This is a genomic window from Pseudomonas sp. 31 R 17 (assembly GCF_900004915.1).
Classification (GTDB): Bacteria; Pseudomonadota; Gammaproteobacteria; order Pseudomonadales; family Pseudomonadaceae; genus Aquipseudomonas; species Aquipseudomonas orientalis_A.
In genome coordinates, this window is sequence record NZ_CVTN01000083.1 from 62,383 (window position 1) to 85,133 (window position 22,751).

Annotated in this window: 28 protein-coding genes and 1 tRNA gene; 20 read left to right on the plus strand and 9 right to left on the minus strand. The window is 58.3% G+C overall.

The window, feature by feature from the left end; genetic code table 11:
- Positions 1 to 5: 5 nt before the first annotated feature.
- Positions 6 to 311, plus strand: a complete 306-nt coding sequence (locus BFP89_RS24470; protein WP_065888031.1) for a YkgJ family cysteine cluster protein — start codon at positions 6 to 8, stop codon at positions 309 to 311.
- 153 nt (positions 312 to 464) lie between these two features.
- Here the strand turns inward: BFP89_RS24470 and BFP89_RS24475 are convergent, their stop codons facing one another.
- The 6 genes from BFP89_RS24475 to hemA form a co-directional block, all read right to left on the minus strand.
- On the minus strand, positions 465 to 983 hold the full coding sequence (locus BFP89_RS24475; RefSeq protein ID WP_065888032.1) for an acyloxyacyl hydrolase: 519 nt from the start codon (positions 981 to 983) through the stop codon (positions 465 to 467).
- Between the two features lie 99 nt (positions 984 to 1,082).
- The gene (gene murI, locus BFP89_RS24480) at positions 1,083 to 1,877 is read right to left on the minus strand and encodes a glutamate racemase (protein ID WP_065888033.1); all 795 of its coding nucleotides are present in this window, start codon (positions 1,875 to 1,877) and stop codon (positions 1,083 to 1,085) included.
- On the minus strand, positions 1,870 to 2,625 hold the full coding sequence (locus BFP89_RS24485; protein WP_065888034.1) for a molybdopterin-synthase adenylyltransferase MoeB: 756 nt from the start codon (positions 2,623 to 2,625) through the stop codon (positions 1,870 to 1,872). Before BFP89_RS24485 ends, murI begins: the two co-directional genes overlap by 8 nt.
- Positions 2,619 to 3,449, minus strand: a complete 831-nt coding sequence (gene prmC / locus BFP89_RS24490; protein ID WP_065888035.1) for a peptide chain release factor N(5)-glutamine methyltransferase — start codon at positions 3,447 to 3,449, stop codon at positions 2,619 to 2,621. The genes BFP89_RS24485 and prmC overlap by 7 nt, the downstream gene beginning before the upstream one ends.
- Positions 3,450 to 4,532 (minus strand): peptide chain release factor 1, encoded by a 1,083-nt coding sequence (gene prfA, locus BFP89_RS24495; RefSeq protein ID WP_065888036.1) that lies wholly within the window; start codon positions 4,530 to 4,532, stop codon positions 3,450 to 3,452.
- Positions 4,529 to 5,818 carry a glutamyl-tRNA reductase gene (gene hemA / locus BFP89_RS24500; protein ID WP_065888037.1) on the minus strand — a complete coding sequence of 430 codons (1,290 nt, stop codon included), beginning with the start codon at positions 5,816 to 5,818 and terminating at the stop codon, positions 4,529 to 4,531. The genes prfA and hemA overlap by 4 nt, the downstream gene beginning before the upstream one ends.
- 316 nt (positions 5,819 to 6,134) lie before the next feature.
- Between hemA and BFP89_RS24505 the strand changes: the two genes are divergently transcribed.
- The 19 genes from BFP89_RS24505 (at position 6,135) to BFP89_RS24590 (ending at position 20,592) form a co-directional block, all read left to right on the plus strand.
- Positions 6,135 to 7,859, plus strand: a complete 1,725-nt coding sequence (locus BFP89_RS24505; protein ID WP_065888038.1) for a tetratricopeptide repeat protein — start codon at positions 6,135 to 6,137, stop codon at positions 7,857 to 7,859.
- Positions 7,860 to 7,863: 4 nt separating this feature from the next.
- On the plus strand, positions 7,864 to 8,481 hold the full coding sequence (lolB, locus tag BFP89_RS24510) for a lipoprotein insertase outer membrane protein LolB (RefSeq protein WP_065888039.1): 618 nt from the start codon (positions 7,864 to 7,866) through the stop codon (positions 8,479 to 8,481).
- Positions 8,482 to 8,530: 49 nt separating this feature from the next.
- Positions 8,531 to 9,334 (plus strand): 4-(cytidine 5'-diphospho)-2-C-methyl-D-erythritol kinase, encoded by an 804-nt coding sequence (gene ispE, locus BFP89_RS24515; protein ID WP_256097383.1) that lies wholly within the window; start codon positions 8,531 to 8,533, stop codon positions 9,332 to 9,334.
- Positions 9,335 to 9,372: 38 nt separating this feature from the next.
- Positions 9,373 to 9,447, plus strand: a tRNA-Gln gene (locus BFP89_RS24520).
- 46 nt (positions 9,448 to 9,493) lie between these two features.
- Positions 9,494 to 10,435 (plus strand): ribose-phosphate pyrophosphokinase, encoded by a 942-nt coding sequence (locus BFP89_RS24525; RefSeq protein WP_003208392.1) that lies wholly within the window; start codon positions 9,494 to 9,496, stop codon positions 10,433 to 10,435.
- A 136-nt stretch (positions 10,436 to 10,571) separates the two neighbouring features.
- A complete protein-coding gene (locus BFP89_RS24530; protein WP_065888041.1) occupies positions 10,572 to 11,174 on the plus strand; it encodes a 50S ribosomal protein L25/general stress protein Ctc in 603 nt (200 codons plus the stop codon).
- 167 nt (positions 11,175 to 11,341) lie between these two features.
- Complete coding sequence (gene pth, locus BFP89_RS24535; RefSeq protein ID WP_065888042.1) at positions 11,342 to 11,926, plus strand: aminoacyl-tRNA hydrolase; 585 nt, start codon at positions 11,342 to 11,344, stop codon at positions 11,924 to 11,926.
- A gap of 21 nt (positions 11,927 to 11,947) precedes the next feature.
- A complete protein-coding gene (gene ychF / locus BFP89_RS24540) occupies positions 11,948 to 13,048 on the plus strand; it encodes a redox-regulated ATPase YchF (protein WP_065888043.1) in 1,101 nt (366 codons plus the stop codon).
- Between the two features lie 392 nt (positions 13,049 to 13,440).
- A complete protein-coding gene (locus BFP89_RS24545; RefSeq protein ID WP_065888044.1) occupies positions 13,441 to 14,367 on the plus strand; it encodes a sigma 54-interacting transcriptional regulator in 927 nt (308 codons plus the stop codon).
- Between the two features lie 176 nt (positions 14,368 to 14,543).
- On the plus strand, positions 14,544 to 14,744 hold the full coding sequence (locus BFP89_RS24550) for a hypothetical protein (RefSeq protein ID WP_065888045.1): 201 nt from the start codon (positions 14,544 to 14,546) through the stop codon (positions 14,742 to 14,744).
- 114 nt (positions 14,745 to 14,858) lie between these two features.
- The gene (locus BFP89_RS29485; protein ID WP_256097379.1) at positions 14,859 to 15,212 is read left to right on the plus strand and encodes an EscI/YscI/HrpB family type III secretion system inner rod protein; all 354 of its coding nucleotides are present in this window, start codon (positions 14,859 to 14,861) and stop codon (positions 15,210 to 15,212) included.
- A gap of 6 nt (positions 15,213 to 15,218) precedes the next feature.
- Positions 15,219 to 16,025: a type III secretion system inner membrane ring lipoprotein SctJ gene (gene sctJ / locus BFP89_RS24560; RefSeq protein ID WP_065888046.1), complete on the plus strand. Its 807-nt coding sequence runs from the start codon at positions 15,219 to 15,221 to the stop codon at positions 16,023 to 16,025.
- Entirely contained in the window at positions 15,994 to 16,575 is a 582-nt protein-coding gene (locus BFP89_RS24565) for a type III secretion protein (RefSeq protein ID WP_256097380.1), read from the plus strand. Before sctJ ends, BFP89_RS24565 begins: the two co-directional genes overlap by 32 nt.
- A gap of 2 nt (positions 16,576 to 16,577) precedes the next feature.
- Positions 16,578 to 17,195 (plus strand): type III secretion system stator protein SctL, encoded by a 618-nt coding sequence (gene sctL / locus BFP89_RS24570; protein WP_065888048.1) that lies wholly within the window; start codon positions 16,578 to 16,580, stop codon positions 17,193 to 17,195.
- Between the two features lie 68 nt (positions 17,196 to 17,263).
- Positions 17,264 to 17,482 (plus strand): hypothetical protein, encoded by a 219-nt coding sequence (locus BFP89_RS24575; RefSeq protein ID WP_065888049.1) that lies wholly within the window; start codon positions 17,264 to 17,266, stop codon positions 17,480 to 17,482.
- On the plus strand, positions 17,483 to 17,896 hold the full coding sequence (locus BFP89_RS28000; RefSeq protein WP_083208144.1) for a hypothetical protein: 414 nt from the start codon (positions 17,483 to 17,485) through the stop codon (positions 17,894 to 17,896).
- Entirely contained in the window at positions 17,889 to 20,030 is a 2,142-nt protein-coding gene (gene sctC, locus BFP89_RS24580; protein ID WP_065888050.1) for a type III secretion system outer membrane ring subunit SctC, read from the plus strand. The genes BFP89_RS28000 and sctC overlap by 8 nt, the downstream gene beginning before the upstream one ends.
- Positions 20,027 to 20,230: an HrpT family type III secretion system protein gene (gene hrpT, locus BFP89_RS24585; protein ID WP_065888051.1), complete on the plus strand. Its 204-nt coding sequence runs from the start codon at positions 20,027 to 20,029 to the stop codon at positions 20,228 to 20,230. The genes sctC and hrpT overlap by 4 nt, the downstream gene beginning before the upstream one ends.
- 11 nt (positions 20,231 to 20,241) lie before the next feature.
- Positions 20,242 to 20,592: a transcriptional regulator gene (locus BFP89_RS24590; RefSeq protein ID WP_065888052.1), complete on the plus strand. Its 351-nt coding sequence runs from the start codon at positions 20,242 to 20,244 to the stop codon at positions 20,590 to 20,592.
- Here the strand turns inward: BFP89_RS24590 and sctU are convergent, their stop codons facing one another.
- The 3 genes from sctU to sctS are packed head-to-tail and all read right to left on the minus strand — an operon-like array spanning position 20,593 to position 22,749.
- Positions 20,593 to 21,690, minus strand: coding sequence for a type III secretion system export apparatus subunit SctU (gene sctU / locus BFP89_RS24595; protein WP_065888053.1), 1,098 nt, complete (start codon positions 21,688 to 21,690; stop codon positions 20,593 to 20,595).
- On the minus strand, positions 21,687 to 22,475 hold the full coding sequence (gene sctT / locus BFP89_RS24600) for a type III secretion system export apparatus subunit SctT (protein WP_065888054.1): 789 nt from the start codon (positions 22,473 to 22,475) through the stop codon (positions 21,687 to 21,689). Before sctT ends, sctU begins: the two co-directional genes overlap by 4 nt.
- Positions 22,476 to 22,485: 10 nt before the next feature.
- On the minus strand, positions 22,486 to 22,749 hold the full coding sequence (gene sctS, locus BFP89_RS24605; RefSeq protein WP_065888055.1) for a type III secretion system export apparatus subunit SctS: 264 nt from the start codon (positions 22,747 to 22,749) through the stop codon (positions 22,486 to 22,488).
- Positions 22,750 to 22,751: the final 2 nt, after the last annotated feature.

The following is a 22,751-nucleotide window of genomic DNA, read 5'->3' on the forward strand; positions in this document are numbered from 1 at the left end:
GGCCTATGACCAACATCCCTCACACCCAAATCACTGAACCCGCCGTCACCTGCTCGACGTGCGCAGCCTGCTGCTGCCAGCTGGAAGTCATGCTGATCACCGACACCGGCGTGCCGCAGCGCTATATCGACACCGATGACTGGGGCGGCGAAGTGATGCTGCGCCTGGATGATGGCTGGTGTGCGGCGTTGGACCGGGACACGATGATGTGCACGATCTATGAGCTTCGGCCGTTGATATGCAGGGAATTCGAGATGGGGGCACCGGAGTGCCTTGAAGAGCGTGCAGGCATTGCCACGGTGTATCGCTGATATTCAAATGAGTAACGTAGCTGGCTGGCCAGCTCCAGATCCAAATGTGGGAGGGGGCTTGCCCCCGATAGCAGAGTGTCAGCTAATAGATGTACAACTGACCCACCGCAATCGGGGGCAAGCCCCCTCCCACATTAGTTTTTCGGTGTGCTTTTACAGCGGCATGGTGTAGTGCAGCGCGTAGCTCTCTACCCCATCGTTATTGCTGCTGATACCGGCGTTGGAGTAGTGCGTGGCACGAATACCCACTTCATGCCCGCCGGCAAACCGCAGGCCGAAACCCAGGCGGTCTTCGAACTGGAAGGACTGGCCGATGTTGTTGTCTTCCAGCTTGGTGCGGGAGAACAACGCCACCCCGATCCCGGCCTCGATGTACGGCTTGACCGATTCCCCGGCAAACTCATACACAAACACCGGCGAGAACGACAGGCTGCTGGCGCCTGCACGGTCATCACCTTCCCAATACGTATAAGCGCCGCTCCAGTAGCCCGTCAGGCGACCGACATTGCTCTGCATCCAGCTTTTGTCCCAATCGGAGGTCAGGCCCAGACGGTACGTCAGCGTTGAATCGCTGGTGCTGCCCAGCCCGAACTCCAGGCCGGCGGCCTGGGTGGTAATAGAGTGTCCCACCATCACAGCCGCAATCGCGGCCATACAGAACAAGCGCTTCATAGAAACTACCTTTGCGAACGAAGTTATTGATTATTTACAGGCCATCTCGCAATAGAAGCCAGCGTAGAGCCAGAAGTTCAGCGAGATTTCACGAAATTTTCACGAGGCGAAGCTTCGCACAACTCCAGGATATTTCCAAAGTGTCGGTAGGATATTTCCGAGGTGACTGACATCACCGCTGGTCCAGAACTGCGCTGGGCGAGGTGCACAGCCGGCCAGCAAGTCCCGCTCACCCAGTAGACGCTTGAGTTGGCGCGCGACGGCGGCGCCGGTGTCGATCAGGATGATGCTTGCGGGCAGCATCTGCGCCAGCAGTGGCTTGAGGAAGGGATAGTGGGTGCAGCCGAGGATGATGGTGTCGCAACCGGCGCTGAGCAGCGGTTCGATGTAGCCCTGCAATAACTGGCGCAGGGCCGGGCTGTTCAGGTCGCCGGTTTCAATCAGTTCCACCAGGCCCGGACAGGGTTGGGTAATCACCCGCACGTCAGTGGCGAAGCGGTCGAGCAAGGCGGCGAACTTGGCGCTTTGCAGGGTGCCGGTGGTGGCCAGCACGCCGACCACGCCACTGCGCGTCGCGGCAGCCGCCGGTTTTACCGCAGGCTCCATGCCGACCAAGGGCCAATCGGGGTAGTCCTGGCGCAAATCGGCGACGGCGGCAACCGTCGCCGTGTTACAGGCAATCACGAACGCCTTGGCGCCCTGCCCGCGAAAAAACTCGGCAACCCGCCGCGAACGCTCGCGGATGAAGGCCGGGGTTTTCTCGCCATAGGGGATATGCCCGCAATCGGCCACGTACAACAGTGACTCATGGGGCAATAACTGCTGGATTTCGTCCAGTACCGACAAGCCGCCGACCCCGGAATCGAACACACCGATGGGCGCATCCTTAAGCATGGTGCGTCCCGCACACGCTGCAAGCCGGGTCGCGTTTGACGCGCAACTCACGAAACCGCGTGGTCAGCGCATCGATCAGCAACAAGCGCCCTACCAGCGGCTCACCAAAGCCGGCCAGCAGCTTCAAGGTTTCCAATGCTTGCAGGCTGCCGACCAGCCCCACCAGCGGGCCGACGACGCCGGCTTCGCTGCAGGTCAGTTCGGTGTCGCTGCCGTGCCCGTACAAGCAGTGGTAGCAGGGGCTTTCAAAGCGCCGTGGGTCGAAGACCGACAACTGCCCTTCAAGGCGAATCGCCGCGCCACTGACCAACGGCTTGCCGGCGACAACACAGGCCGCGTTGACCGCTTCGCGGGTGGAAAAATTGTCGCTGCAATCGAGTACCACATCCACCGCTGCAACGGCCGCGGCCAATGAGTCGGCATCCAGCGTGGCGCGATGGGCGACCAGCGTGACTTCGGGGTTGATCGCGCTCAGCCGACGCAGGGCCGAATCAACCTTGGTCTGCCCGACGCTGTCGGTGTCATGGATGATCTGGCGTTGCAGGTTGGTCAGGTCGACTGTGTCGAAATCCGCCAGATGCAGCTCGCCGACCCCGGCGGCGGCCAGGTACAGCGCGACCGGCGCCCCCAGCCCTCCCAGGCCGACGATCAACGCGCGGCTGTTTTTCAGGCGCAACTGACCGTCGATGTCGACCTGCTGCAACAGAATCTGCCGGCTGTAGCGCAACAGCTCGTGGTCGCTCAGCACGGGCGGCGTCCCAGGGTGATGCGTTCATGGCCGCCGAGGTCGATACGGCTGTGCACCTGTTCAAAGCCTTCACTGAGCAACAGGTCACGCACGGCAGCGGCCTGGTCGTAGCCATGTTCCAGCAACAGACGGCCGCCGGCATTCAAGTGGGCCGGGGCCTGCTGGATGATCAGGCGCAGGTCGTCCAGCCCGTCATGGCCGGCCACCAGTGCGCTGGCCGGCTCGAAGCGCACATCGCCTGCGGCCAGGTGCGGGTCGTTGGCGGCGATATACGGCGGGTTGCTGATGATCAGGTCATAGGTATGGCCTTGCAGCGCATCGAACCAATGGCTGTTGAGCACCACCGCATTATTGAGGTGCAGCCGCTGGCGGTTGCGCTCGGCCAAGGCCACGGCCTCCAGCACGCGGTCGACCGCCGTGACCTGCCACATCGCACGCTCACTGGCCAGGGCCAGGGCGATGGCACCGCTGCCGGTGCCCAGGTCCAGGACCTTGGCGGGCAGGGCCGGCAACAATTCCAGGGCGGCTTCCACCAGCAGTTCGGTGTCCGGACGCGGGATCAGCGTGTGGGGCGCGACCTCCAGGTCCAGCTTCCAGAAGCCTTGCTGGCCGAGGATATAGGCCACCGGCTCACCGCCGCGACGGCGTTGCAGATAGTCGGCAAACGTCAGGGCGTGCTCGCTGCTGACGATTTTTTCCGGCCAGGTGTGCAAGTAGCTGCGGGACTTGCCCAGGGCAGCGGCCAGCAGCAGCTCGGCATCCAGGCGCGCGGAGGGCGAGTCGGGCAGGTCGGCGGCGCGCAACAGGCTGGCAATGATGGTCATTTATTCACCTATCGCCGCCAATTGATCGGCCTGGTATTCGGCGAGCAGCGGCTCGATCACCGCATCCACGCCACCGGCCAGGATTTCATCCAGGGAATACAGGGTGAGGTTGACCCGATGGTCGGTGACCCGGCCCTGGGCAAAGTTGTAGGTGCGGATGCGTTCGGAGCGATCGCCCGAGCCCACCAGCAGCTTGCGCTCGCTGGCAATCGCGTTGGCGGCGGCGCTGGTCTGCTGGTCATTCAACTTGGCCGACAGCCAGGACATCGCCCGCGCACGGTTCTTGTGCTGGGAACGTTCTTCCTGGCATTCCACCACGATGCCCGACGGCAAGTGGGTGATCCGGATCGCCGAGTCGGTCTTGTTGACGTGCTGGCCGCCCGCGCCCGACGAGCGGTAGGTATCGACGCGCAAGTCCGCCGGGTTGATCTCGATCGCTTCCTGCTCGTCCGGCTCGGGCAACACCGCCACGGTACAGGCCGACGTGTGGATACGGCCCTGGGACTCCGTCGCCGGGACACGCTGCACACGGTGCGCGCCGGACTCGAACTTGAGCTTGCCGTAGACGTTATCGCCTTCAACACGCGCGATGACTTCTTTATAGCCGCCGTGCTCACCTTCGTTCTCGGAAAGGATTTCCACACGCCAGCCGCGACGCTCGGCGTAACGCGAGTACATGCGAAACAGGTCGCCGGAGAAAATCGCCGCCTCGTCGCCGCCGGTGCCGGCGCGGATTTCGAGGTACACGTTGCGCCCATCGTTAGGGTCTTTGGGCAGCAACATGCGTTGCAGGTCGCCTTCCAGTTCGGCGAGTTTTTCCTTGGCCTCGCGCACTTCTTCCACGGCCATTTCGCGCATGTCCGGGTCGTTGTCCTTGAGCAGCGCCTGGGCGCCCTCGAGGTCGGCCTGCACTTTCAGCAGGTCTTTGTAGGTGGTCACGACCGGTTCAACTTCGGCGTATTCCTTGGAATAAGCGCGGAATTTGTTTTGATCGGAGATGACCTCGCCATCGCCGAGCAAGGCGGTCAGTTCTTCGAAACGGTCCTGGAGCACGTCCAGTTTATTGAGCAGTGACGCTTTCATTGCGGTTTTTTATCCGAAGAGCTATCTGACGCGCCCTCACCGAGGGCAAAGAGTTCCTGGGCCATGGCCAGCGCATCGAGGCGGCCTTCGGCGGTAAGCTTTTTCAACTGTACGCTGGGCGCGTGGAGCAGCTTGTTGGTCAGGCCACGGGCCAGCTGCATCAGCACCTCCTCGGCGCTGCTGCCATTGGCCAACAGCCGCTGGGCCTTGATCAGTTCCTCATCGCGCAGGCGTTCGCCCTGCTGACGATACGCCTTGAGCACATCCACCGCCGCCAGCTCGCGCAGGCGCACCATGAAATCATCAGCGCCGATGCTGACCATTTCCTCGGCGGCCTGGGCAGCACCCTGGCGACTCTTGAGGTTTTCGGCGACCACTTCGTGCAAATCATCGACGCTATAGAGGTAAACGTCGTCCAACTCGCCAACTTCAGGCTCGATATCCCGGGGAACGGCAATATCCACCATAAAGATCGGCTTGTGCTTGCGCAGCTTCAACGCACTCTCGACCGCGCCTTTGCCCAGGATCGGCAATTGGCTGGCGGTGGAACTGATGACGATGTCGCTGCGCACCAGTTCGGCCGGGATGTCCGACAGCAGCACGGCATGCGCGCCGAACTGCTCGGCGAGGATGCTCGCGCGCTCAAGCGTGCGGTTGGCCACCACGATACGCTTCACGCCCAGCTCATGCAGGTGGCGGGCGACCAGGGTAATGGTTTCGCCGGCACCGATCAGCAGCGCCTGGCTGCGCTGCAAGTCGCTGAAAATCTGCTTGGCCAGGCTGACGGCGGCAAACGCCACGGACACCGGGTTCTCGCCGATGGCCGTATCGGTGCGCACCTGCTTGGCGGAATTGAAGGTGGCCTGGAACAGACGCCCCAGCAGCGGGCCGACCGTGCCGGCCTCGCGGGCCACGGCATAGGCTGACTTCATCTGGCCCAGAATCTGCGGCTCGCCCAACACCAGCGAGTCGAGACCGGCCGCCACGCGCATCATGTGACGAACGGCCGCATCCTCTTCATGCACATAAGCGCTGGCGCGCAGGTCGTCGAGGTCCAAATGGTGATAATCGGCCAGCCAGCGCAGCACGACATCCGCCGAAAGATGCTCCTGCTCTATATAAAGCTCGCTGCGATTGCAGGTCGAAAGGATCGCAGCTTCGCGACTGTCGGTGAGCCGGCAGAGCTGCTGCAAGGCCTCAACCAACTGCTCCGGCGTAAACGCCACGCGCTCGCGCACGTCTACTGAGGCAGTCTTGTGGTTAATACCGAGTGCGAGGAAGGCCATTCAATATCGCTGATGATGTCGGGAAGCCGACAATTGTCCTACTTCGAAAGATCCAGAACAACCACCGTCGTCTATTGTCCCTATACCTTATGCCTATCAATGCCACTTTGCAGGAGCGAGCCTGCTCGCGAAAATCGGCAACGATAACGCGGGAAGCCTGGGGCTCAGCGCCGCTCTCAGGTTTTTCGCGAGCAAGCTCGCTCCTACAAAGGAAAGGCAAAAGGCAGCAATAGTCGTATTCCGAGTGCCCCGGTTATGTTTGGCCGAAGGCTTGTGTCATGATGATCCGACCGCAGGTTAGTCGTCCTCTTCCTATATGAATAGATCTTCCGCGTTGCTCCTTGCTTTTGTCTTCCTCAGCGGCTGCCAGGCCATGGCCCCCGTGCCGCCGGACGCTGCACAGCCGGTGGAAGACAGCACCCCCGTCCCTGAAAAGCCCAAGGTTTATTCCTCGTTCAGCGAAGAAACGGTCTACAGCCTGCTGACCGCAGAACTGGCCGGCCAGCGTAATCGCTTCGATATTGCGCTGGACAACTACGTCACCCAGGCCATCAATACCCAGGACCCCGGTATCTCGGAGCGCGCGTTTCGCATCGCCGAGTACCTGGGGGCCGACCAGGCCGCGCTGGACGCCTCGTTGATCTGGGCAAAAAACGCCCCGGACGACCTGGAGGCTCAGCGTGCAGCCGCCGTGCAGTTGGCACGCGCCGGGCGCTATGACGACTCCATGGTCTACATGGAAAAAGTCTTGCAGGGCAAGGGCGACACGCATTTCGACTTCCTGGCGCTGTCGGCTGCCGATACCGACCCGGACACGCGCAATGGCCTGATGAAGAGTTTCGACCGCCTGCTGCAAAAGCATCCGAAGAACAGCCAGCTGATTTTCGGCAAAGCGCTGTTGCTGCAACAGGACGATGAAGCCGACGCCGCCCTCAAGCTGCTGGAGCAGAACCCGCCGGAAGACGGTGAAATCGCACCGATCCTGCTGCGTGCACGCCTGCTGCAGAACCTCAACCGCGGCAAGGAAGCGATTCCGCTGCTGGAAAAAAGTATCAAGAAGTATCCGGACGACAAGCGCCTGCGCCTGACTTATGCGCGGATGCTGGTAGAGCAGGACCGCATGGAAGACGCCAAAGTGCAGTTCGCCAACCTGGTCCAGCAGTACCCGGACGACGACGAACTGCGCTACTCCCTCGCACTGGTGTGCCTGGAAGCCAAGGCCTGGGACGAGGCCAAGGGCTACCTGGAAGAGCTGGTCGCACGCGAAAGCCATGTCGATTCGGCGCACCTGAACCTGGGCCGCATCGCTGAAGAGCGCAACGACCCGCAAGCGGCTCTGCTTGAGTACGCCCAGGTCGGCCCGGGCAATGACTACCTGCCGGCCCAGTTGCGCCAGGCCGATATCCTGATCAGCAACGGTCGTACGGACGAAGCGGAGAAACGCCTGGCTGCCGCCCGCGATGCCGAACCGGACTACGCGATCCAGCTGTACCTGATCCAGGCCGAAACCTTGTCGGCCAACAAACAGGGCGAACGCGCCTGGAAATTGCTGCAACAGGCGTTGCTGCAATACCCCGACGACCTGAACCTGCTCTACACCCGCGCCATGCAGGCGGAAAAACGCAATGACCTGGCGCAGATGGAAAAAGACCTGCGCCTGATCATCAAGCGCGACCCGGACAACGCCATGGCCCTCAACGCCCTGGGGTACACCCTGTCCGACCGCACCACGCGCTACGCCGAAGCCAAGGTGCTGATCGAACAGGCCCACAAGCTCAACCCGGAAGACCCGGCCGTGCTCGACAGCCTGGGCTGGGTCAATTATCGCCTGGGCAACCTCGACGAGGCCGAGCGCTTGCTGCGCCAGGCCCTGGAGCGCTTCCCCGACCATGAAGTCGCCGCTCACCTGGGCGAAGTGTTGTGGGCCAACGGCAAGCAACGCGAAGCGCGACAGATCTGGGAAAAATTCCTCAAGGAACAACCCGAAAGCCCTATCCTGCGCAGCACCATCAAGCGCCTGACCGGATCCGAGACCCTATAAGCTTATGTTTTTGCGCCACGTTATCGTTTTCAGTTTCATCGCCCTGCTCGCCGGTTGCGCGGGTTTTGGTTCCCGCGAATCCGTTGAAGGCCAGGGCAACCCGGCACAATGGCAACAGCACAAGGGCCAGCTCAGCAGCATCGACGGCTGGCAGATCGAAGGCAAGGTCGGGGTGCGCGCGCCGAAAGATTCCGGCAGCGGCACCTTGTTCTGGCTGCAGCGCCAGGATTACTACGATATTCGCCTCTCCGGCCCGCTGGGTCGCGGTGCGGCCCGCTTGACCGGGCGCCCCGGACAAGTGAGCCTTGAAGTGGCCAACCAGGGCCGCTACGAAGCGACCTCCCCGGAAGAACTGCTGGAGCAGCAGATCGGCTGGAAACTGCCGGTCTCGCACCTGGTGTGGTGGGTGCGCGGACTCCCGGCGCCGGACAGCAAAAGCCGCTTGAGCCTCAATGGCGACAGCCGCCTGGCCTCCCTGGAGCAGGATGGCTGGCAGGTCGAGTACCTGAGCTACGTGCAACAGAACGGTTACTGGCTGCCCGAGCGCATCAAACTGCACGGCACCGACCTTGACGTCACGCTGGTGATCAAGGACTGGCAACCGCGCAAGCTGGGGCAATAACGTGACAGTCGCAAAACTCACGCTGCCCTCCCCCGCCAAACTCAATCTGATGCTGCACATCCTTGGTCGCCGTGAAGACGGCTACCACGAGTTGCAGACGCTGTTTCAATTTCTCGACTACGGCGATGAACTGACGTTCGCCGTGCGTGACGATGGCGTGATCAAGCTGCACACCGAATTTCCAGGTGTGCCCCACGACAGCAACCTGATCGTGAAAGCGGCGAAAAATCTTCAGCAGCAATCGGGCTGCCCACTCGGCATCGATATCTGGATCGATAAAATCCTGCCCATGGGCGGCGGTATCGGCGGCGGCAGCTCAAATGCCGCCACGACATTGCTCGGGCTCAACCACTTGTGGAAGCTGGGCTGGGACCAGGATCGCCTGGCCGCGCTGGGCCTGACGCTCGGTGCCGACGTCCCGGTTTTCGTGCGCGGGCATGCCGCATTTGCCGAGGGTGTGGGGGAGAAACTGACCCCTGTAGACCCCGAAGAGCCGTGGTATCTCGTACTGGTGCCGCAAGTATCTGTAAGTACAGCAGAAATTTTTTCAGATCCGTTGTTGACACGTAACTCTTCTCCCATTAAAGTGCGCCCCGTTCCCAAGGGAAACAGTCGAAATGACTGCTTACCGGTTGTAGCAAGGCGTTATCCAGAGGTACGTAACGCTTTGAATTTGTTAGGTAAATTTACCGAAGCAAAATTAACCGGAACTGGAAGTTGTGTGTTTGGGGGCTTCCCAAGCAAAGCTGAAGCTGATAAAGTCTCGGCCCTTCTTACAGAGACCCTTACAGGGTTTGTAGCAAAGGGAAGCAACGTTTCGATGTTGCATCGCAAGCTGCAAAATCTGCTCTAAAAAGGAATCGAGTGTTAGGCACTCGTTGCAACAGATACAGGGGCGTCGCCAAGCGGTAAGGCAGCAGGTTTTGATCCTGCCATGCGTTGGTTCGAATCCAGCCGCCCCTGCCATTTTCTAATACTCATCCAGGTTACCCTCAGCCTCTAGGTACTGCGCGTGTCCAAGATGATGGTCTTTACGGGGAATGCCAACCCCGATCTGGCTCGACGTGTCGTACGTCAGCTGCATATCCCTCTCGGTGACATCTCTGTCGGTAAATTCTCCGACGGCGAAATTACAGCCGAGATCAATGAAAATGTCCGCGGTAAAGACGTCTTCATTATCCAGCCGACCTGCGCTCCGACCAACGATAACCTGATGGAACTCGTCGTGATGGCTGATGCCTTCCGCCGCTCCTCAGCGACTCGAATCACAGCTGTAATCCCTTACTTTGGTTATGCCCGTCAGGATCGCCGTCCGCGTTCCGCACGTGTGGCCATCAGCGCGAAAGTCGTTGCTGACATGCTGACCGTGGTAGGTATCGACCGTGTGCTCACGGTTGACCTGCACGCTGACCAGATCCAGGGATTCTTCGATATTCCAGTAGATAACATCTACGGCTCCCCCGTTCTGGTGGATGACATCGAAGACCAGCGCTTTGAAAACCTGATGATCGTGTCCCCGGACATTGGTGGCGTCGTGCGTGCACGAGCAGTTGCCAAATCCCTGGGCGTGGACCTCGGTATCATCGACAAACGCCGTGAGAAAGCCAATCACTCTGAAGTGATGCATATCATCGGTGATGTCGAAGGGCGTACCTGTATTCTGGTTGATGACATGGTCGACACCGCCGGCACCCTGTGCCACGCGGCGAAAGCCTTGAAAGAGCACGGTGCCGCAAAAGTCTTCGCCTACTGCACACACCCTGTGCTGTCGGGCCGAGCGATCGAAAACATCGAGAACTCCATGCTGGACGAACTGGTGGTGACTAACACCATCCCGTTGTCCGCTGCAGCTCAAGCCTGTTCGCGTATCCGTCAACTGGATATCGCACCGGTAGTTGCCGAAGCGGTTCGCCGCATCAGCAACGAAGAATCGATCAGCGCGATGTTCCGCTAAGGGTCAGACCTGCGGACCATCCACTGACGAAAAGCGCCCCGCCCCAGCATTCCGCTGGGGCGGGGCTTTTTTGCCCATATCGAGTTCGGCGCTGGTCGCAAACGCCCCTCGATGATGGCTATTTTGGAGATACAACATGAACGATTTTACTCTGAACGCCCAAGCGCGTACTGACCTGGGGAAAGGTGCGAGCCGCCGCCTGCGTCACGCCGCCAACATCCCAGCCGTTGTCTACGGTGGTAACAAGCCTGCTGAATCCGTGACCATTCTGGCCAAGGAAATCGCCAAGCTGTTCGAAAACGAAGCGGCCTACAGCCACGTTATCGAACTGAACGTCGATGGCGCCAAGCAGAACGTGATCGTTAAAGCGATGCAGCGTCACCCTTCCAAGCAGTTCATCATGCACGCTGACTTCGTTCGCGTTGTAGCTGGCCAGAAACTGACCGCTATCGTGCCTGTGCACTTTGTGGGTGAAGAAGCTCCGGTCAAGAAAGGCGGTGTTGTTTCCCACACCACCACCGAGATCGAAGTCAGCTGCCTGCCGAAAGACCTGCCTGAGTTCATCGAAGTCGACCTGTCGAACGCTGAAATCGGCACCATCATTCACCTCTCCGACCTCAAGGCGCCTAAAGGCGTTGAGTTCGTTGCACTGGCTCACAACGACGACAAGGCTGTTGCCAACGTCCACGCGCCACGTGTTGTAGCTGAAGATGAAGCTGAAGAACCCGCTGCAGAGTAATACGCTCTGTAACGAAGGAGCTTGAGGAAACATCGCGGACCGAAACGTAGCGAGAAAGCGGGCGATAACGCGGCGTTTACTCTTGAGTAAATGATGTAATGTTGTCCACTTTCGCCGCACGCTGGTCTGGCGATGTTATCCACAACTCCAAAGGAAGGGCCCCTGTCGTGACTGCCATAAAACTGATCGTTGGCCTGGGAAATCCAGGCGCCGAATACGAACAGACCCGGCATAACGCGGGGGCCCTTTTTGTTGAGCGCATCGCCCACGCCCAAGGCATCAATCTTGTGGCCGATCGCAAATATTTTGGCCTGACCGGGCGCTTTTCGCACCAGGGTCAGGATGTTCGTCTGCTGATTCCCACCACCTACATGAACCGCAGCGGCCAGGCCGTCGCGGCACTTGCGGGATTTTTCCGGATCAAGCACGAAGAAATCCTGGTGGCCCATGACGAACTGGACCTGCCACCCGGCGTTGCCAAACTCAAGTTGGGCGGCGGGCATGGCGGGCACAATGGTCTGCGCGACATCATCGCGCAGCTGGGCAATCAGAATAATTTCTACCGTCTGCGGCTCGGCATCGGCCACCCAGGCGTTGCCAGTATGGTTTCAAATTTCGTCCTGGGTCGTGCGCCACGCGCCGAACAGGAAAAACTCGATGCCAGCATCGACTTTGCCCTCGGCGTGCTGCCGGATATCTTCGCCGGTGAATGGAACCGTGCGATGAAAAACCTGCACAGCCAGAAGGCCTGACTTTTACCGAGGGGAAACACCATGGGATTCAATTGCGGCATCGTCGGCCTGCCCAACGTCGGCAAATCCACCCTGTTCAACGCCCTGACCAAGTCCGGTATTGCAGCGGAGAACTTCCCCTTCTGCACCATCGAGCCCAACAGCGGTATCGTGGCCATGCCTGACCCGCGCCTGGCCGCGTTGGCGGCCATCGTCAACCCCAAGCGCATCCTGCCGACCACCATGGAATTCGTCGACATCGCCGGCCTGGTCGCCGGCGCCTCGAAAGGTGAGGGCCTGGGCAACAAGTTCCTCGCCAACATCCGTGAGACCGATGCCATCGCTCACGTGGTCCGCTGCTTTGAAGACGAGAACGTGATTCACGTTTCCAACAGCGTCGACCCGAAACGCGACATCGAAATCATCGACCTGGAACTGATCTTCGCCGACCTCGACAGCTGCGAGAAGCAATTGCAGAAAGTCGCGCGCAACGCCAAGGGTGGTGACAAGGATGCAGTGGTCCAGAAGGGCCTGCTGGAGCAGTTGATCGCTCACTTCACCGAAGGCAAGCCTGCGCGCAGCTTGATGAAGAATATGAGCTCCGACGAAAAAGCGGTGATCAAGGGCTTCCACCTGCTGACCACCAAGCCGGTGATGTACATCGCCAACGTCGCTGAAGACGGCTTCGAGAACAACCCGCTGCTCGACGTGGTCAAGGCCATCGCCGACGAAGAAGGCGCCATCGTGGTCCCGGTGTGCAACAAGATCGAAGCGGAAATCGCCGAGCTCGATGACGGCGAAGAAAAGGACATGTTCCTTGAGGCCCTGGGCCTGGAAGAGCCTGGCCTGAACCGCGTGATCCGCGCCGGCTACGAAATGCTGCACCTGCAGACCTATTTCACCGCCGGCGTAGAAGAAGTCCGCGCCTGGACCGTCAAGGTCGGCGCCACCGCGCCGCAGGCCGCTGGTGTGATTCACACCGACTTTGAAAAAGGCTTTATCCGTGCTGAGGTGATCGCTTACAACGACTTCATCCAGTACAAGGGCGAAGCGGGCGCCAAGGAAGCAGGTAAGTGGCGCTTGGAAGGCAAGGAATACATCGTTAAAGATGGCGATGTGATGCATTTCCGCTTCAACGTGTAAAGGTTACCTGCGGTTTATACCGCACCTAAAGCCGATGCATTGCATCGGCTTTTTTGTGGGCGACTGAATTTCGCTAACGATAAAATTAAAAAATTCCATGAATGAGAAATTTGCTCATAAATTTTAAAAATTCAATTGAAACTATTCGATCAAAAATCTTAGTGAAAAAACGCCTCTTTAAAACAATTCCCTGCAACGTTAAGCCTCGCCCTACACCTAAAGCGGCCAAACTCGCACAGTAAGACTTGAACTTTTTTTCATTACCTGCAATGTAGATCCCGCCCGCTATTCAACGTCCTGACTAGTTCATGACACTCCAAAAAAATCCTGTTTAACTGAGTTCATATGGAAATAGCCCTCATCCTGCGGCCACCGCATTGGAGAAAATCAATATGTCGACGCTCAATCAGAATAGTCTTATAGCAGACATCAACTTCTCTGATTACCCGAGCATCGAAACGACTGTAAGCAACACAGCCGCTCTCGATATAGATATTCTGCTGCTGGGAGAAACAGGAACGGGTAAAGATACGTTGGCGCAACATATTCATCACTTGTCCCATCGTAAGGGAAACTTCATTGCCGTTAACTGCGCCGCCATTCCGGAAAGCCTTGCCGAAAGCCAGTTGTTCGGCGTAAACAGCGGCGCTTATACGGGGGCCATGCAATCCCGGGCTGGATTCGTTGAAGCGGCCCATCTGGGCACCTTGTATCTCGATGAAATCGACAGCATGCCGCTGACGCTGCAAGCCAAGCTGTTACGCGTGTTGGAATCTCGTGGAGTCGAGCGTTTGGGCTCGACCCGGTTCATCCCAGTGGATATGCGCGTCATAGCATCCGCCCAACGCGCCCTGCATGAGATGGTCGAGCAAGGCACCTTTCGGCGCGACCTCTACTTCCGCTTGAATGTCGTCAGCATTCACCTCCCGTCCTTACGGGATCGGCGAGAGAGAATCATCCCTATGTTCCTCGACATGATTGAGCAAGAAGCGGATCACTTCAAACTGGTCTACCCTCCCCCTCCCAGCAGCCACTTGTTACAACAGTTGCTGTGTCACCCCTGGAACGGCAATGTCCGCGAGCTGCGATCTACGGCGAAGCGCTTTGTATTGGGCCTGCCTCCACTCTCAACGACCGTGACCAGCCGGCAGACAATAGAGATGAACCTGAAAGCCCGCCTGCACCAGATGGAGAAGTCGCTGATCGAGCAGTCCCTTCGTCAAAACAGCCATTGTGTCGACAGTGTGGCGACAGAATTGGGGGTGGCGAAAAGAACGCTCTATCACCGGATGAAACACTTGGGTGTATCGCTGAGCTGAGAGCACCCGTCATGCGCCCGGTATAGAAAAGTTACATATTAAAAATCCACCGCTAACTATGCATGGAACGTATAAATTTTTTGAACCACATAAATTATGGAACGGCTTTGGCAGGGTTCCGGACTACCCAGGCATCGCCGAGTTCAGTGAAACTAACGTTATGTACGGAGAAAAATATGACTTCCCCAATTAACCCCTATGGTTCCTCCTCGTTCGGCGGCTACGGCGGCGGACTCTCTGACGCGGACGCACAAGCGGCCTTTAAGCAAATTGACGCTAAAAAGCGGAGGGATGGCATAGAAACCGCGATGGAAAAAGCAGAAGCGGAAAAGACCAACGGTAAAAAAGGCGTCACCGATACTATCCGGCTTTCATAAAGTAATGCCTATACACTGTCCCGGCGCGCAGCATCGGGACAGTCACTTCAAACGCAATAACGTCATTGCCAACGACGAATAAGTTTACTCATGGCTTGGAGTAAGGGGAGTTCTATGATCGTAGAAAGCATACGCGACAAGGGTCTCGGTACACTTCAAACGACGCATGACACGCCCGACTTAAGCTCGGATGTAGATTTTTTTAACTCAATGATGCTCCCCTCACCAGTGGCGAGTACGCCCAGCCCTGCACAATCACCGAACCTGTTATCCGAGGCAACAGACACGCTGAACTCCTTGACCCATCGCATGAGCAGGAGCCTGCGCGCATTGGCTGGCAAAGATAAATCTATAGAGGCTCGAAAATACCCGCATCAACTTTCCAATGCGGTGCTGCTTCAGCATATGTTGACGAAGTGCGTTGGTAAAACCGCTCAGAGCATCGATAAAATCAGTAACCTCCAGTAGGTAAAAATGAATCGCACGTTGCTTACTGTCTTAACACTGTCTTTCGCACTTCTACTGAGCGCCTGCAGCGACCGTGTCGAGCTTCACCGCCAATTAACGGAACAAGAGGCCAATGAAGTTATAGCAGAGCTGGCCGACAAACATATTCGTGCCACGAAGGTTCCCGCAAAAGATGGCGTTATCGTGGTCGTCAATGTCACCGATATTGCGCGCGCCGTACGAACGCTGGAGGCCGTGGGGCTTCCTCGAACAGCACGCGCTACGTTGGGCGACACCTTTCGTAAAGAAGGCGTGATCTCTACGCCGCTGGAAGAAAGAGCACGCTATATCTATGCCTTGTCCCAAGAACTGGAAACCACTTTATCGAACATTGATGGCGTTATCGTGGCCCGAGTACATGTAGTTCTACCCGAACGCGTTGCGCCTGGTGAACCTGTGCAACCCGCCTCAGCGTCGGTGTTCATCAAACATGATCCGCGGCTCGACCCCGACAACATCAGGGCACGTGTTCGCAGGATGGTTGCCAGTAGCATTCCGGGTATGGCCACGGCGGTCGATAACCCGCAAAAAATAACAGTCGTGTTCGTACCTGCGACAGCCTATCTGGAGCAACAACGTTTGGTTTACTTCGGGCCTTTTCTGGTTCCGGGGGATGACCTGGGTTTTTGGCAAACCAGTGTGACGGTCTCGTTGCTCGCTTTGGTATTTATAGTGTCGGCAGGCATGTTCTGGCAGAGGCGAAAGCAACGTATGACGCCGGCTCGCACACATGGGCCATCCCTTGACGCTCCTGTTCACTCAAGCAATGAGTAATCTCGCATGGACCCAGTGGTGGGCGGCCCCTTGGTTATATGCACATGACGACTGGAAAAACACAGATATATATACAACGCTTGTAGAACTTCATCGCAGCGGGCTGGTAGTCACAGGCACGCATTACGGTATCGCTCCCTGCCTGCCGCCCATGCCCGACCCAGCCTTACTTCAACTCGTAATTGCTCCAGCAGCCCAGCTGGACCTGGGGCTGGCACTGGTTGACGGGATCTGCCGTCCTGCCAGTGCAACGGCGTTGGATGAGCACCATCTCCTGTGGTGTAAAAGCCTGTCCAAGGCTCTGCCCCTGGATATCGTGCAGACTGATAATGACCCATTGCGGTTGCTACGCGCCTGGATAACCGCTGCTACCTGGCAACGGATCAGACTGCGTTTCCCTCGCCAGCGTGTGCTTTTTCTGGAAGAAAAGCCCCTGATGCTCAATGGCTCGCGTAGCCGTCTCGATACCCTCTGGCATGCAGTGGTCTGGCGAATAGGCGCGCCAAGCCACAGCGACGGCGCTTACGAATCATGGGCGCAAGGAGATTAACAATGTTATGTCGGCGCACAATCAACTCACCTGGCGGAGCGCCCCCCTTGGCGGGAAGCCTGATCTCCCGCGAAGCCCTGGCAAGTTATACCCAGGCCGGCGACGTGATAGAGCAGGCAAGGGCTGGAGCCAAACAATTGCTGAGAGAGGCACACGAACAACGCAAACACCTGCTTGAAAAGGCGGGGCTTGAAATATGGCAGCGTGCCGATGCCCAGCTCAAGCGCTGGGAAGCCGAGCGCCAGGCCTTGTGTGACAACCTCGAACACTACGCCACTTCAATTGCCAACCAGACTATTCAGCTCTTGCTCGAAGAAACGCCCCACACACAACGGATTGGAGCCCTGATCAAGCAACTGCTGGCCTGCCATATTCCTGCGATTAAGGCGACACTGGTTTGTCATCCACATGAACTTGAGACAGTGAGGCAATACCTCGACAGCGGCGGTGATGTTCACTGGACGCTACGCGCGGAAAATACGATCAAGCCTCAAACGCTGATATTGAATACCGACGAGGGGGATTTTCGTATTGACTGGATATCCATGGTCAACGCCGTCATGAAAAACGATGAAAGCCTCCCGGTAGAAAGCGGCAGGGACACATTTCATGACATATAAATAGCTACAAATGGAACCATTTCGAAATAAAAGCCATAAAGGAGTACACACCCACAAAGGCATTTCACATGAACTTTTTCGATGGCCTTAAAGACAAGCTTGTTAGAGACGCAAAATTCGTTGACAGGGAAGTAAACTATGCAGCCGAAAACTTTTCGGGTTCAGAAGAAGACACCGCTTTGTTTTACGAACTTATCGCAAAACAGCGTAAAACCGAATATCTCGTCAATGAGCAAACCCGCGTAAATTTCATGTTACTTAAGTCCGGCCTGGACAGCGCACAGTAAGTGAAAAAATCACTTGCGGAGTATTTGAAGAGTGGCTCCGGGGAACTCAGTTTATTCGAGAGCGATGACGAAATTATCTTACGTCACTGTTCCGACGCCATACTGCTAAGTGCTCAACTGACCCATCAAGCGCCGAATAAATCAACGCTGGCAACTTGGATGCGACAGGGAGCGATCAGCCTGGCTCACTATCAGGGTGCGCTCGCTCAATGCCCAGCCAGTGGTGAACTCTGGTTGATTCATTGCTTGTATAAGCCCTGCGACGAGCAGGATTTGCAGCGCAGTATCGAATCTCTGCTCAACCAACGCGATACCTGGCGTGCCACCTTCGCACGCCTGAACAAGCCGGCCCATCCACTCAGACCTACTTCGCTACGTTCGTTGTTGCGTAATCAGGGAAACACCTATGTATAACAACATTTACAAGCACAACAGCTTGGGCCCCAACCTGTCTGAAACTTCATCCAGGCGTCCCCAACTGGCATGCCTGCTCGCGCTCGCCTGCTTGCTCGCCCCGGTGCAAAGTGCCCTTGCCGCCATCCCCGCCGAATGGAAAAACACCGCCTACGCCTACGAGGCCGAACACAAACCTCTGCGCGAGGTACTCGAAGACTTCGCCCAGACCTTTGGCACGCAACTGCAGATCGAGGGCCTGCTGGAGGGGGACGTCAACGGCAAGATCCGCGCTAACACCCCGCAATCCATGCTGGACAGGCTGGGCGTCGAACACCGTTTTCAATGGTACCTCTACAACAACACCCTTCACATCAGCACCCTGGATCAACAGGAGTCCGCACGCCTGGAGGTCTCGTCAGAGACGATTTCAGATCTCAAGCAGGCGCTGACCGATATCGGCCTGCTCGATAGCCGTTTCGGCTGGGGTGAGCTGCCGGAGGACGGAGTGGTACTGGTTTCCGGTCCCAAACGCTATATCGAACAGATCAAGCAGTTCAGCAGCCAACGCCGCTCGCCGGATGAAAAGCTGAGCGTGCTGAGTTATCCGTTGAAGTTTGCCAATGCGGCGGACCGTCATGTGGATTACCGCGGCGAGAAGCTCATCGTCCCCGGGGTTGCCACGATTTTGCGGCAGCTATTGGAACCCCGGTCCACCTCGTCGCTCTCTGGACTGAGCCAACGCCCTACGTCCCAACCAACCCCTCTCACACCCAACGTACCTCGGTTGGCCAATCCGCTGCTGGGGCAAATGTTCGGCGCCAATGGCAATCCAGGGCAGTTGGACCCGGGGCCGACGTTGACCCCGCGCGCCCCGGTGTCCAACAGCCGTATACGCGTCGAAGCCGATGTACGTAATAACGCCGTGTTGATCTATGACTCGCCGGAACGCCAGGGCATGTACCGTGAGCTGATCACTCAGCTTGACGTTGCGCGCAAGCTGATCGAGATCGATGCAATCATTCTCGATATCGAGCGCACGCAGTTGCGCGAATTCGGCGTGAACTGGGGCTTCCAGAACAGCCGCTTTCGGGGCGGCGTGAACATGGCGCCGGGCAGCTCATCGCAGCTGTCGATCGGAAACCGTGACCGTTTCTACGCTGATATCCGCGCACTGGAAGCCAAGGGGCTGGCGACCATGGTTTCGAACCCTTCGGTGCTGACGCTGGAAAACCAACCGGCGGTGATCGACTTCAACCGCACCCAATACCTCACCCCCGGCAGAGATTACGTAACCATCTTGCCCATTACCGTGGGCACCAGTCTTCAGGTCGTGCCCAGGGTCACCACCAGCCGCGGCGTCAACCAGCTCCATCTGGCGGTGGATATAGAAGACGGTAATTTCGACGAGAGCAACCCCGACCGCAACCCTGACAACCTTGACGTACGCCGAGGCAAGGTCAGCACCCAGGCCGTGATACAGGAAAAGCGTTCGCTGGTTGTCGGCGGTTTCCATGTCACCGAGAGTGCCGACAAACAAAACAAGATCCCTGTGCTGGGGGATATTCCGCTGTTGGGCAAGGCGCTGTTTTCGTCGACCGAACGCAAGAACAACCGGCGTGAACGCTTGTTTATCCTCACACCGCGGGTCATCGGCGACCAGGACGACCCGTCGCGCTATCTGCCGCAGGCCGACCAGGCCGAATTGCAAGCCGCACTCACGCCACTGGCCAGGCGCTATTCCCCCCATGAGCCGGTGATCAAGCGCAGTGACATCATCGGTACCCTGGCACGCCTGGTCAGCGGGGAAGTGCCCAAGGCCTTCAAAGCAGCGCCGATGCCGCTGGGGCTCAACACCTTGTGCAGCACCCGTGACTTGCTGGCACTCAACAACGAACGCAGCCAGTGGTTCGCCGGCCCGGAATACAACGTGGCGGTCGTGGTGCTGCGCAATCAGTTCAAACGCAATGTACGTATCGACGAAAAGGAATGCAGCAACTCGCAGACCCTGGCGGTCACCGTGTGGCCGCACGCCTGGCTCAAGCCGGGTGAAGAGGCCGAAGTCTTTATCGCCATGCGTCCCGTGGTGAAGGACGAACACCTCAGTGTGCCGCGCCCTTCCTTGATTACTCCTGCCCAGAAGGCTACGCCATGAAACTCAGACTCTTGTACATGACCCTGATCGGCGCAGCGATGCTCATCACCGGCTGCGTTCCCACCTGCAAAGGTGATTCATGCTCGCGCCCGCAATCGACCAAGGACAAGATGGTGATCTGGTGGCCACCGCAGATGCGTGTCGAGCCCGGCCCCGCCGGCGAGCGGTCGGATTACCAGACGGTATCGCTGGAACGCTGAGGCCTCAACCCATGCCCGACAATCAACGCCAGGTATTCCTGGACTCTCTGGTGAGCGGCAATGCCGCTCACTTGCCACTGGCGCCCGGGATCAAGGTCTGCGCGCTGCAGGTAGGAACGCGGCCGGGGCTGGCCCTGCAGGTGGCTTGCGAAGCCGTGCAGGCCGGGCAACTGCAGCGTGTGTTGGAGCGGCGTTTTGAGCAGGCACTGGCGTTCAATGGTTGTTTTGTCTACCTCGACGCCCAGGACGCCCTGGTAATCTGGCACGCGCTGCCCGCAACAAACAGCGCGCTCGACAGTATCCTCAGCCGGATGCTGTCACTGGCCAATCTGCAAGCCCTGGACAGGGTCTCAAACCGCTGATCAACGCCGCTCAAGCTCCGGCAACTCAAGGGTTTCACGCTTGGCGTCATCATCCAGCTCGCGCAGGGTACGGTAGATGAGTGCCACCGCCTGCAAGGTTTCGCGGGGGATGCTTGCCCCCAGCTTTTTCGTGTAAAGCGTGCGGGCCAGCCATACGCACTGGATCACCGGAACGTCGGCTGCCTTGGCGCGCAGGATCAGCTTGCGGGCTTCGGTATCCGTGCCCTTGCTGACCAGCAAGGGCAGCGGGGTTTTACCCGGGCGGTAATACAGGGCGACCGCGAAGTGTGTCGGGTTGACCACCAGCATGTCGGATTCCTCCAGCTTGGGCAGCTTGACCTTCGGCTCCTCCTGCGCCAGTTGATAGGCCAGCGAACGCCGCTGGCCCTTGACGTGAGGGTCGCCCTCCATGTCCTTGTACTCTTTTACGACCTCCACCTGGGTCATACGCATGCGCTTGGCAAAAAAGTGCTTCACCAGCACCAGGTCGATGAGCGCCAGCACCAGCAACATGCCGAGGCACACATGCAACAGGTGGCGGAATAACGCAATCAACGCCAGGATGTAACTCTGCAGATCACTGTTGGCCAGGTTGATCAACGTACCCAATGAAGGGCGGATCACCACATACAGGATCAGCGAAATGAAGCAGGCCTTGGCGACACTCATCAACAGGTTCATCAACTGCTGGGCAGAGAACATCTGCTTGACCTGGCTGAGCGGATTGAGTCGATTGAAATCCAACTTCAAGGCCTCGGGCGCAAACAGCATGCCGAACTGCATCCAACTGCTGACCAGCTTCGTGGTAATCGCAACGCCGACCATCAACAGGGCGAATGAGAAAAACACCACCAGGCCTTCGAACAGGACCTCTTCCAACGTTCGCGTAAAGGGCTGAGACAGGCGCGACATCGGCAGCAGGATCAATTGCTGGAAACGTTGCAGGCTGGTCTCGGCGGTGAATAGAGCAATCTCGCTGATGGCCGTCAGCACCAGCAGCTTTGCAATATCCTGACTTTGCGCGACCTGGCCTTTCTTGCGTTGGTCGCGCAGCTTCTTGGCTGACGCCGGGTGTTTTTTTTCGCCCGAGTCGCTCATGACAACGGCGCCTTGAACAAAAATCCGAGCGAGTGTTTAAGGTCGCCCAGCAGGCCCATGCGTCCGACGATCAGGTCCTGCAGCAGCGCAAAGTAGAGCAGCAGGACACCGACGCCTGCCAGGCATTTGACCGGTGGCGCCAACGTACTGACTTGTAGCTGCTGACTGTAGACGCCCAAAAGCGCGATGCCGAATTCCAGCAACAGCAACACCGCGATAAAGGGGGCGGCATAGAGCATCATGTGCGTGAAGGTGTCGCCCAGCAGGTCGACAAACAGGCTCATGCCATTCGCCGCTGGCAGCGGGAACCACACGGTGGGAGGCCAGATAAGGTAGCTGTCCCAGATCAACTGGGTCAACGCGCCCAACCCCAGGGTAGTCATCAGCAGGAAGATCGCCAGTTGCTTGAACAAATGCCCCATCGGCGTGGCGTCCGGCCCCAGCGAAGGGTTGAGTTGGCCACCGGCCAAAGCGCCGCGCTGGTTGTCCAGCAACGCTCCCACCGCCTCGAACAACCAGAACGGCATGGACAGCAGTACCCCCAGCAACAATCCCAGGGCAACTTCCTTGAGCACCAGCCCGCCCAATACCAACGCCGAGTAATCCCGCCCTTCCAACGCCGCATGGATACCCGGCGCCGGCAGCAGCGCCATGACCATCACAATGGTGGCCCGAAGCCTGCCGCGTATATGTTGAAAACAGAACGCGGCCACAAAGATGGCGCAGGGGTAAATACGCGCCATCCCGATGAGCAGGCTGGGCAGGTACTCAAGATACAACAGCACTGGCGATACCTCAGTTCAGGGCCGAGCGGCCGATCATGTCGAAGGTCAGATTAATCAGCTGGATCAGCTCCACGCCAATCCAGCGCCCGGTCATGATCAGCGTGATTCCCACCGCCACCAGCTTGATACCAAACGGCAACGTCTGGTCCTGGACCTGCATCAGCGCCTGTACGAGCGACGTCATGACACCCACCACCACCGCCACAATCAATGGCGGTGCCGACAACACCACGACCAGCAACATGCCTTGCTTGAACAGTACGATCGGTTCCATAA

What these genes read in the sequence shown, in the direction of transcription:
- BFP89_RS24470 (WP_065888031.1), top strand. Translation starts at nt 6, where the DNA reads ATGACCAACATCCCTCACACCCAAATCACTGAACCCGCCGTCACCTGC.
- BFP89_RS24475 (WP_065888032.1), bottom strand. Translation starts at nt 983, where the DNA reads ATGAAGCGCTTGTTCTGTATGGCCGCGATTGCGGCTGTGATGGTGGGA.
- murI (WP_065888033.1), bottom strand. Translation starts at nt 1,877, where the DNA reads ATGCTTAAGGATGCGCCCATCGGTGTGTTCGATTCCGGGGTCGGCGGC.
- prmC (WP_065888035.1), bottom strand. Translation starts at nt 3,449, where the DNA reads ATGACCATCATTGCCAGCCTGTTGCGCGCCGCCGACCTGCCCGACTCG.
- prfA (WP_065888036.1), bottom strand. Translation starts at nt 4,532, where the DNA reads ATGAAAGCGTCACTGCTCAATAAACTGGACGTGCTCCAGGACCGTTTC.
- hemA (WP_065888037.1), bottom strand. Translation starts at nt 5,818, where the DNA reads ATGGCCTTCCTCGCACTCGGTATTAACCACAAGACTGCCTCAGTAGAC.
- BFP89_RS24505 (WP_065888038.1), top strand. Translation starts at nt 6,135, where the DNA reads ATGAATAGATCTTCCGCGTTGCTCCTTGCTTTTGTCTTCCTCAGCGGC.
- lolB (WP_065888039.1), top strand. Translation starts at nt 7,864, where the DNA reads ATGTTTTTGCGCCACGTTATCGTTTTCAGTTTCATCGCCCTGCTCGCC.
- ispE (WP_256097383.1), top strand. Translation starts at nt 8,531, where the DNA reads ATGCTGCACATCCTTGGTCGCCGTGAAGACGGCTACCACGAGTTGCAG.
- BFP89_RS24530 (WP_065888041.1), top strand. Translation starts at nt 10,572, where the DNA reads ATGAACGATTTTACTCTGAACGCCCAAGCGCGTACTGACCTGGGGAAA.
- ychF (WP_065888043.1), top strand. Translation starts at nt 11,948, where the DNA reads ATGGGATTCAATTGCGGCATCGTCGGCCTGCCCAACGTCGGCAAATCC.
- BFP89_RS24545 (WP_065888044.1), top strand. Translation starts at nt 13,441, where the DNA reads ATGTCGACGCTCAATCAGAATAGTCTTATAGCAGACATCAACTTCTCT.
- BFP89_RS24550 (WP_065888045.1), top strand. Translation starts at nt 14,544, where the DNA reads ATGACTTCCCCAATTAACCCCTATGGTTCCTCCTCGTTCGGCGGCTAC.
- BFP89_RS29485 (WP_256097379.1), top strand. Translation starts at nt 14,859, where the DNA reads ATGATCGTAGAAAGCATACGCGACAAGGGTCTCGGTACACTTCAAACG.
- sctJ (WP_065888046.1), top strand. Translation starts at nt 15,219, where the DNA reads ATGAATCGCACGTTGCTTACTGTCTTAACACTGTCTTTCGCACTTCTA.
- sctL (WP_065888048.1), top strand. Translation starts at nt 16,578, where the DNA reads ATGTTATGTCGGCGCACAATCAACTCACCTGGCGGAGCGCCCCCCTTG.
- BFP89_RS24575 (WP_065888049.1), top strand. Translation starts at nt 17,264, where the DNA reads ATGAACTTTTTCGATGGCCTTAAAGACAAGCTTGTTAGAGACGCAAAA.
- sctC (WP_065888050.1), top strand. Translation starts at nt 17,889, where the DNA reads ATGTATAACAACATTTACAAGCACAACAGCTTGGGCCCCAACCTGTCT.
- hrpT (WP_065888051.1), top strand. Translation starts at nt 20,027, where the DNA reads ATGAAACTCAGACTCTTGTACATGACCCTGATCGGCGCAGCGATGCTC.
- BFP89_RS24590 (WP_065888052.1), top strand. Translation starts at nt 20,242, where the DNA reads ATGCCCGACAATCAACGCCAGGTATTCCTGGACTCTCTGGTGAGCGGC.
- sctU (WP_065888053.1), bottom strand. Translation starts at nt 21,690, where the DNA reads ATGAGCGACTCGGGCGAAAAAAAACACCCGGCGTCAGCCAAGAAGCTG.
- sctS (WP_065888055.1), bottom strand. Translation starts at nt 22,749, where the DNA reads ATGGAACCGATCGTACTGTTCAAGCAAGGCATGTTGCTGGTCGTGGTG.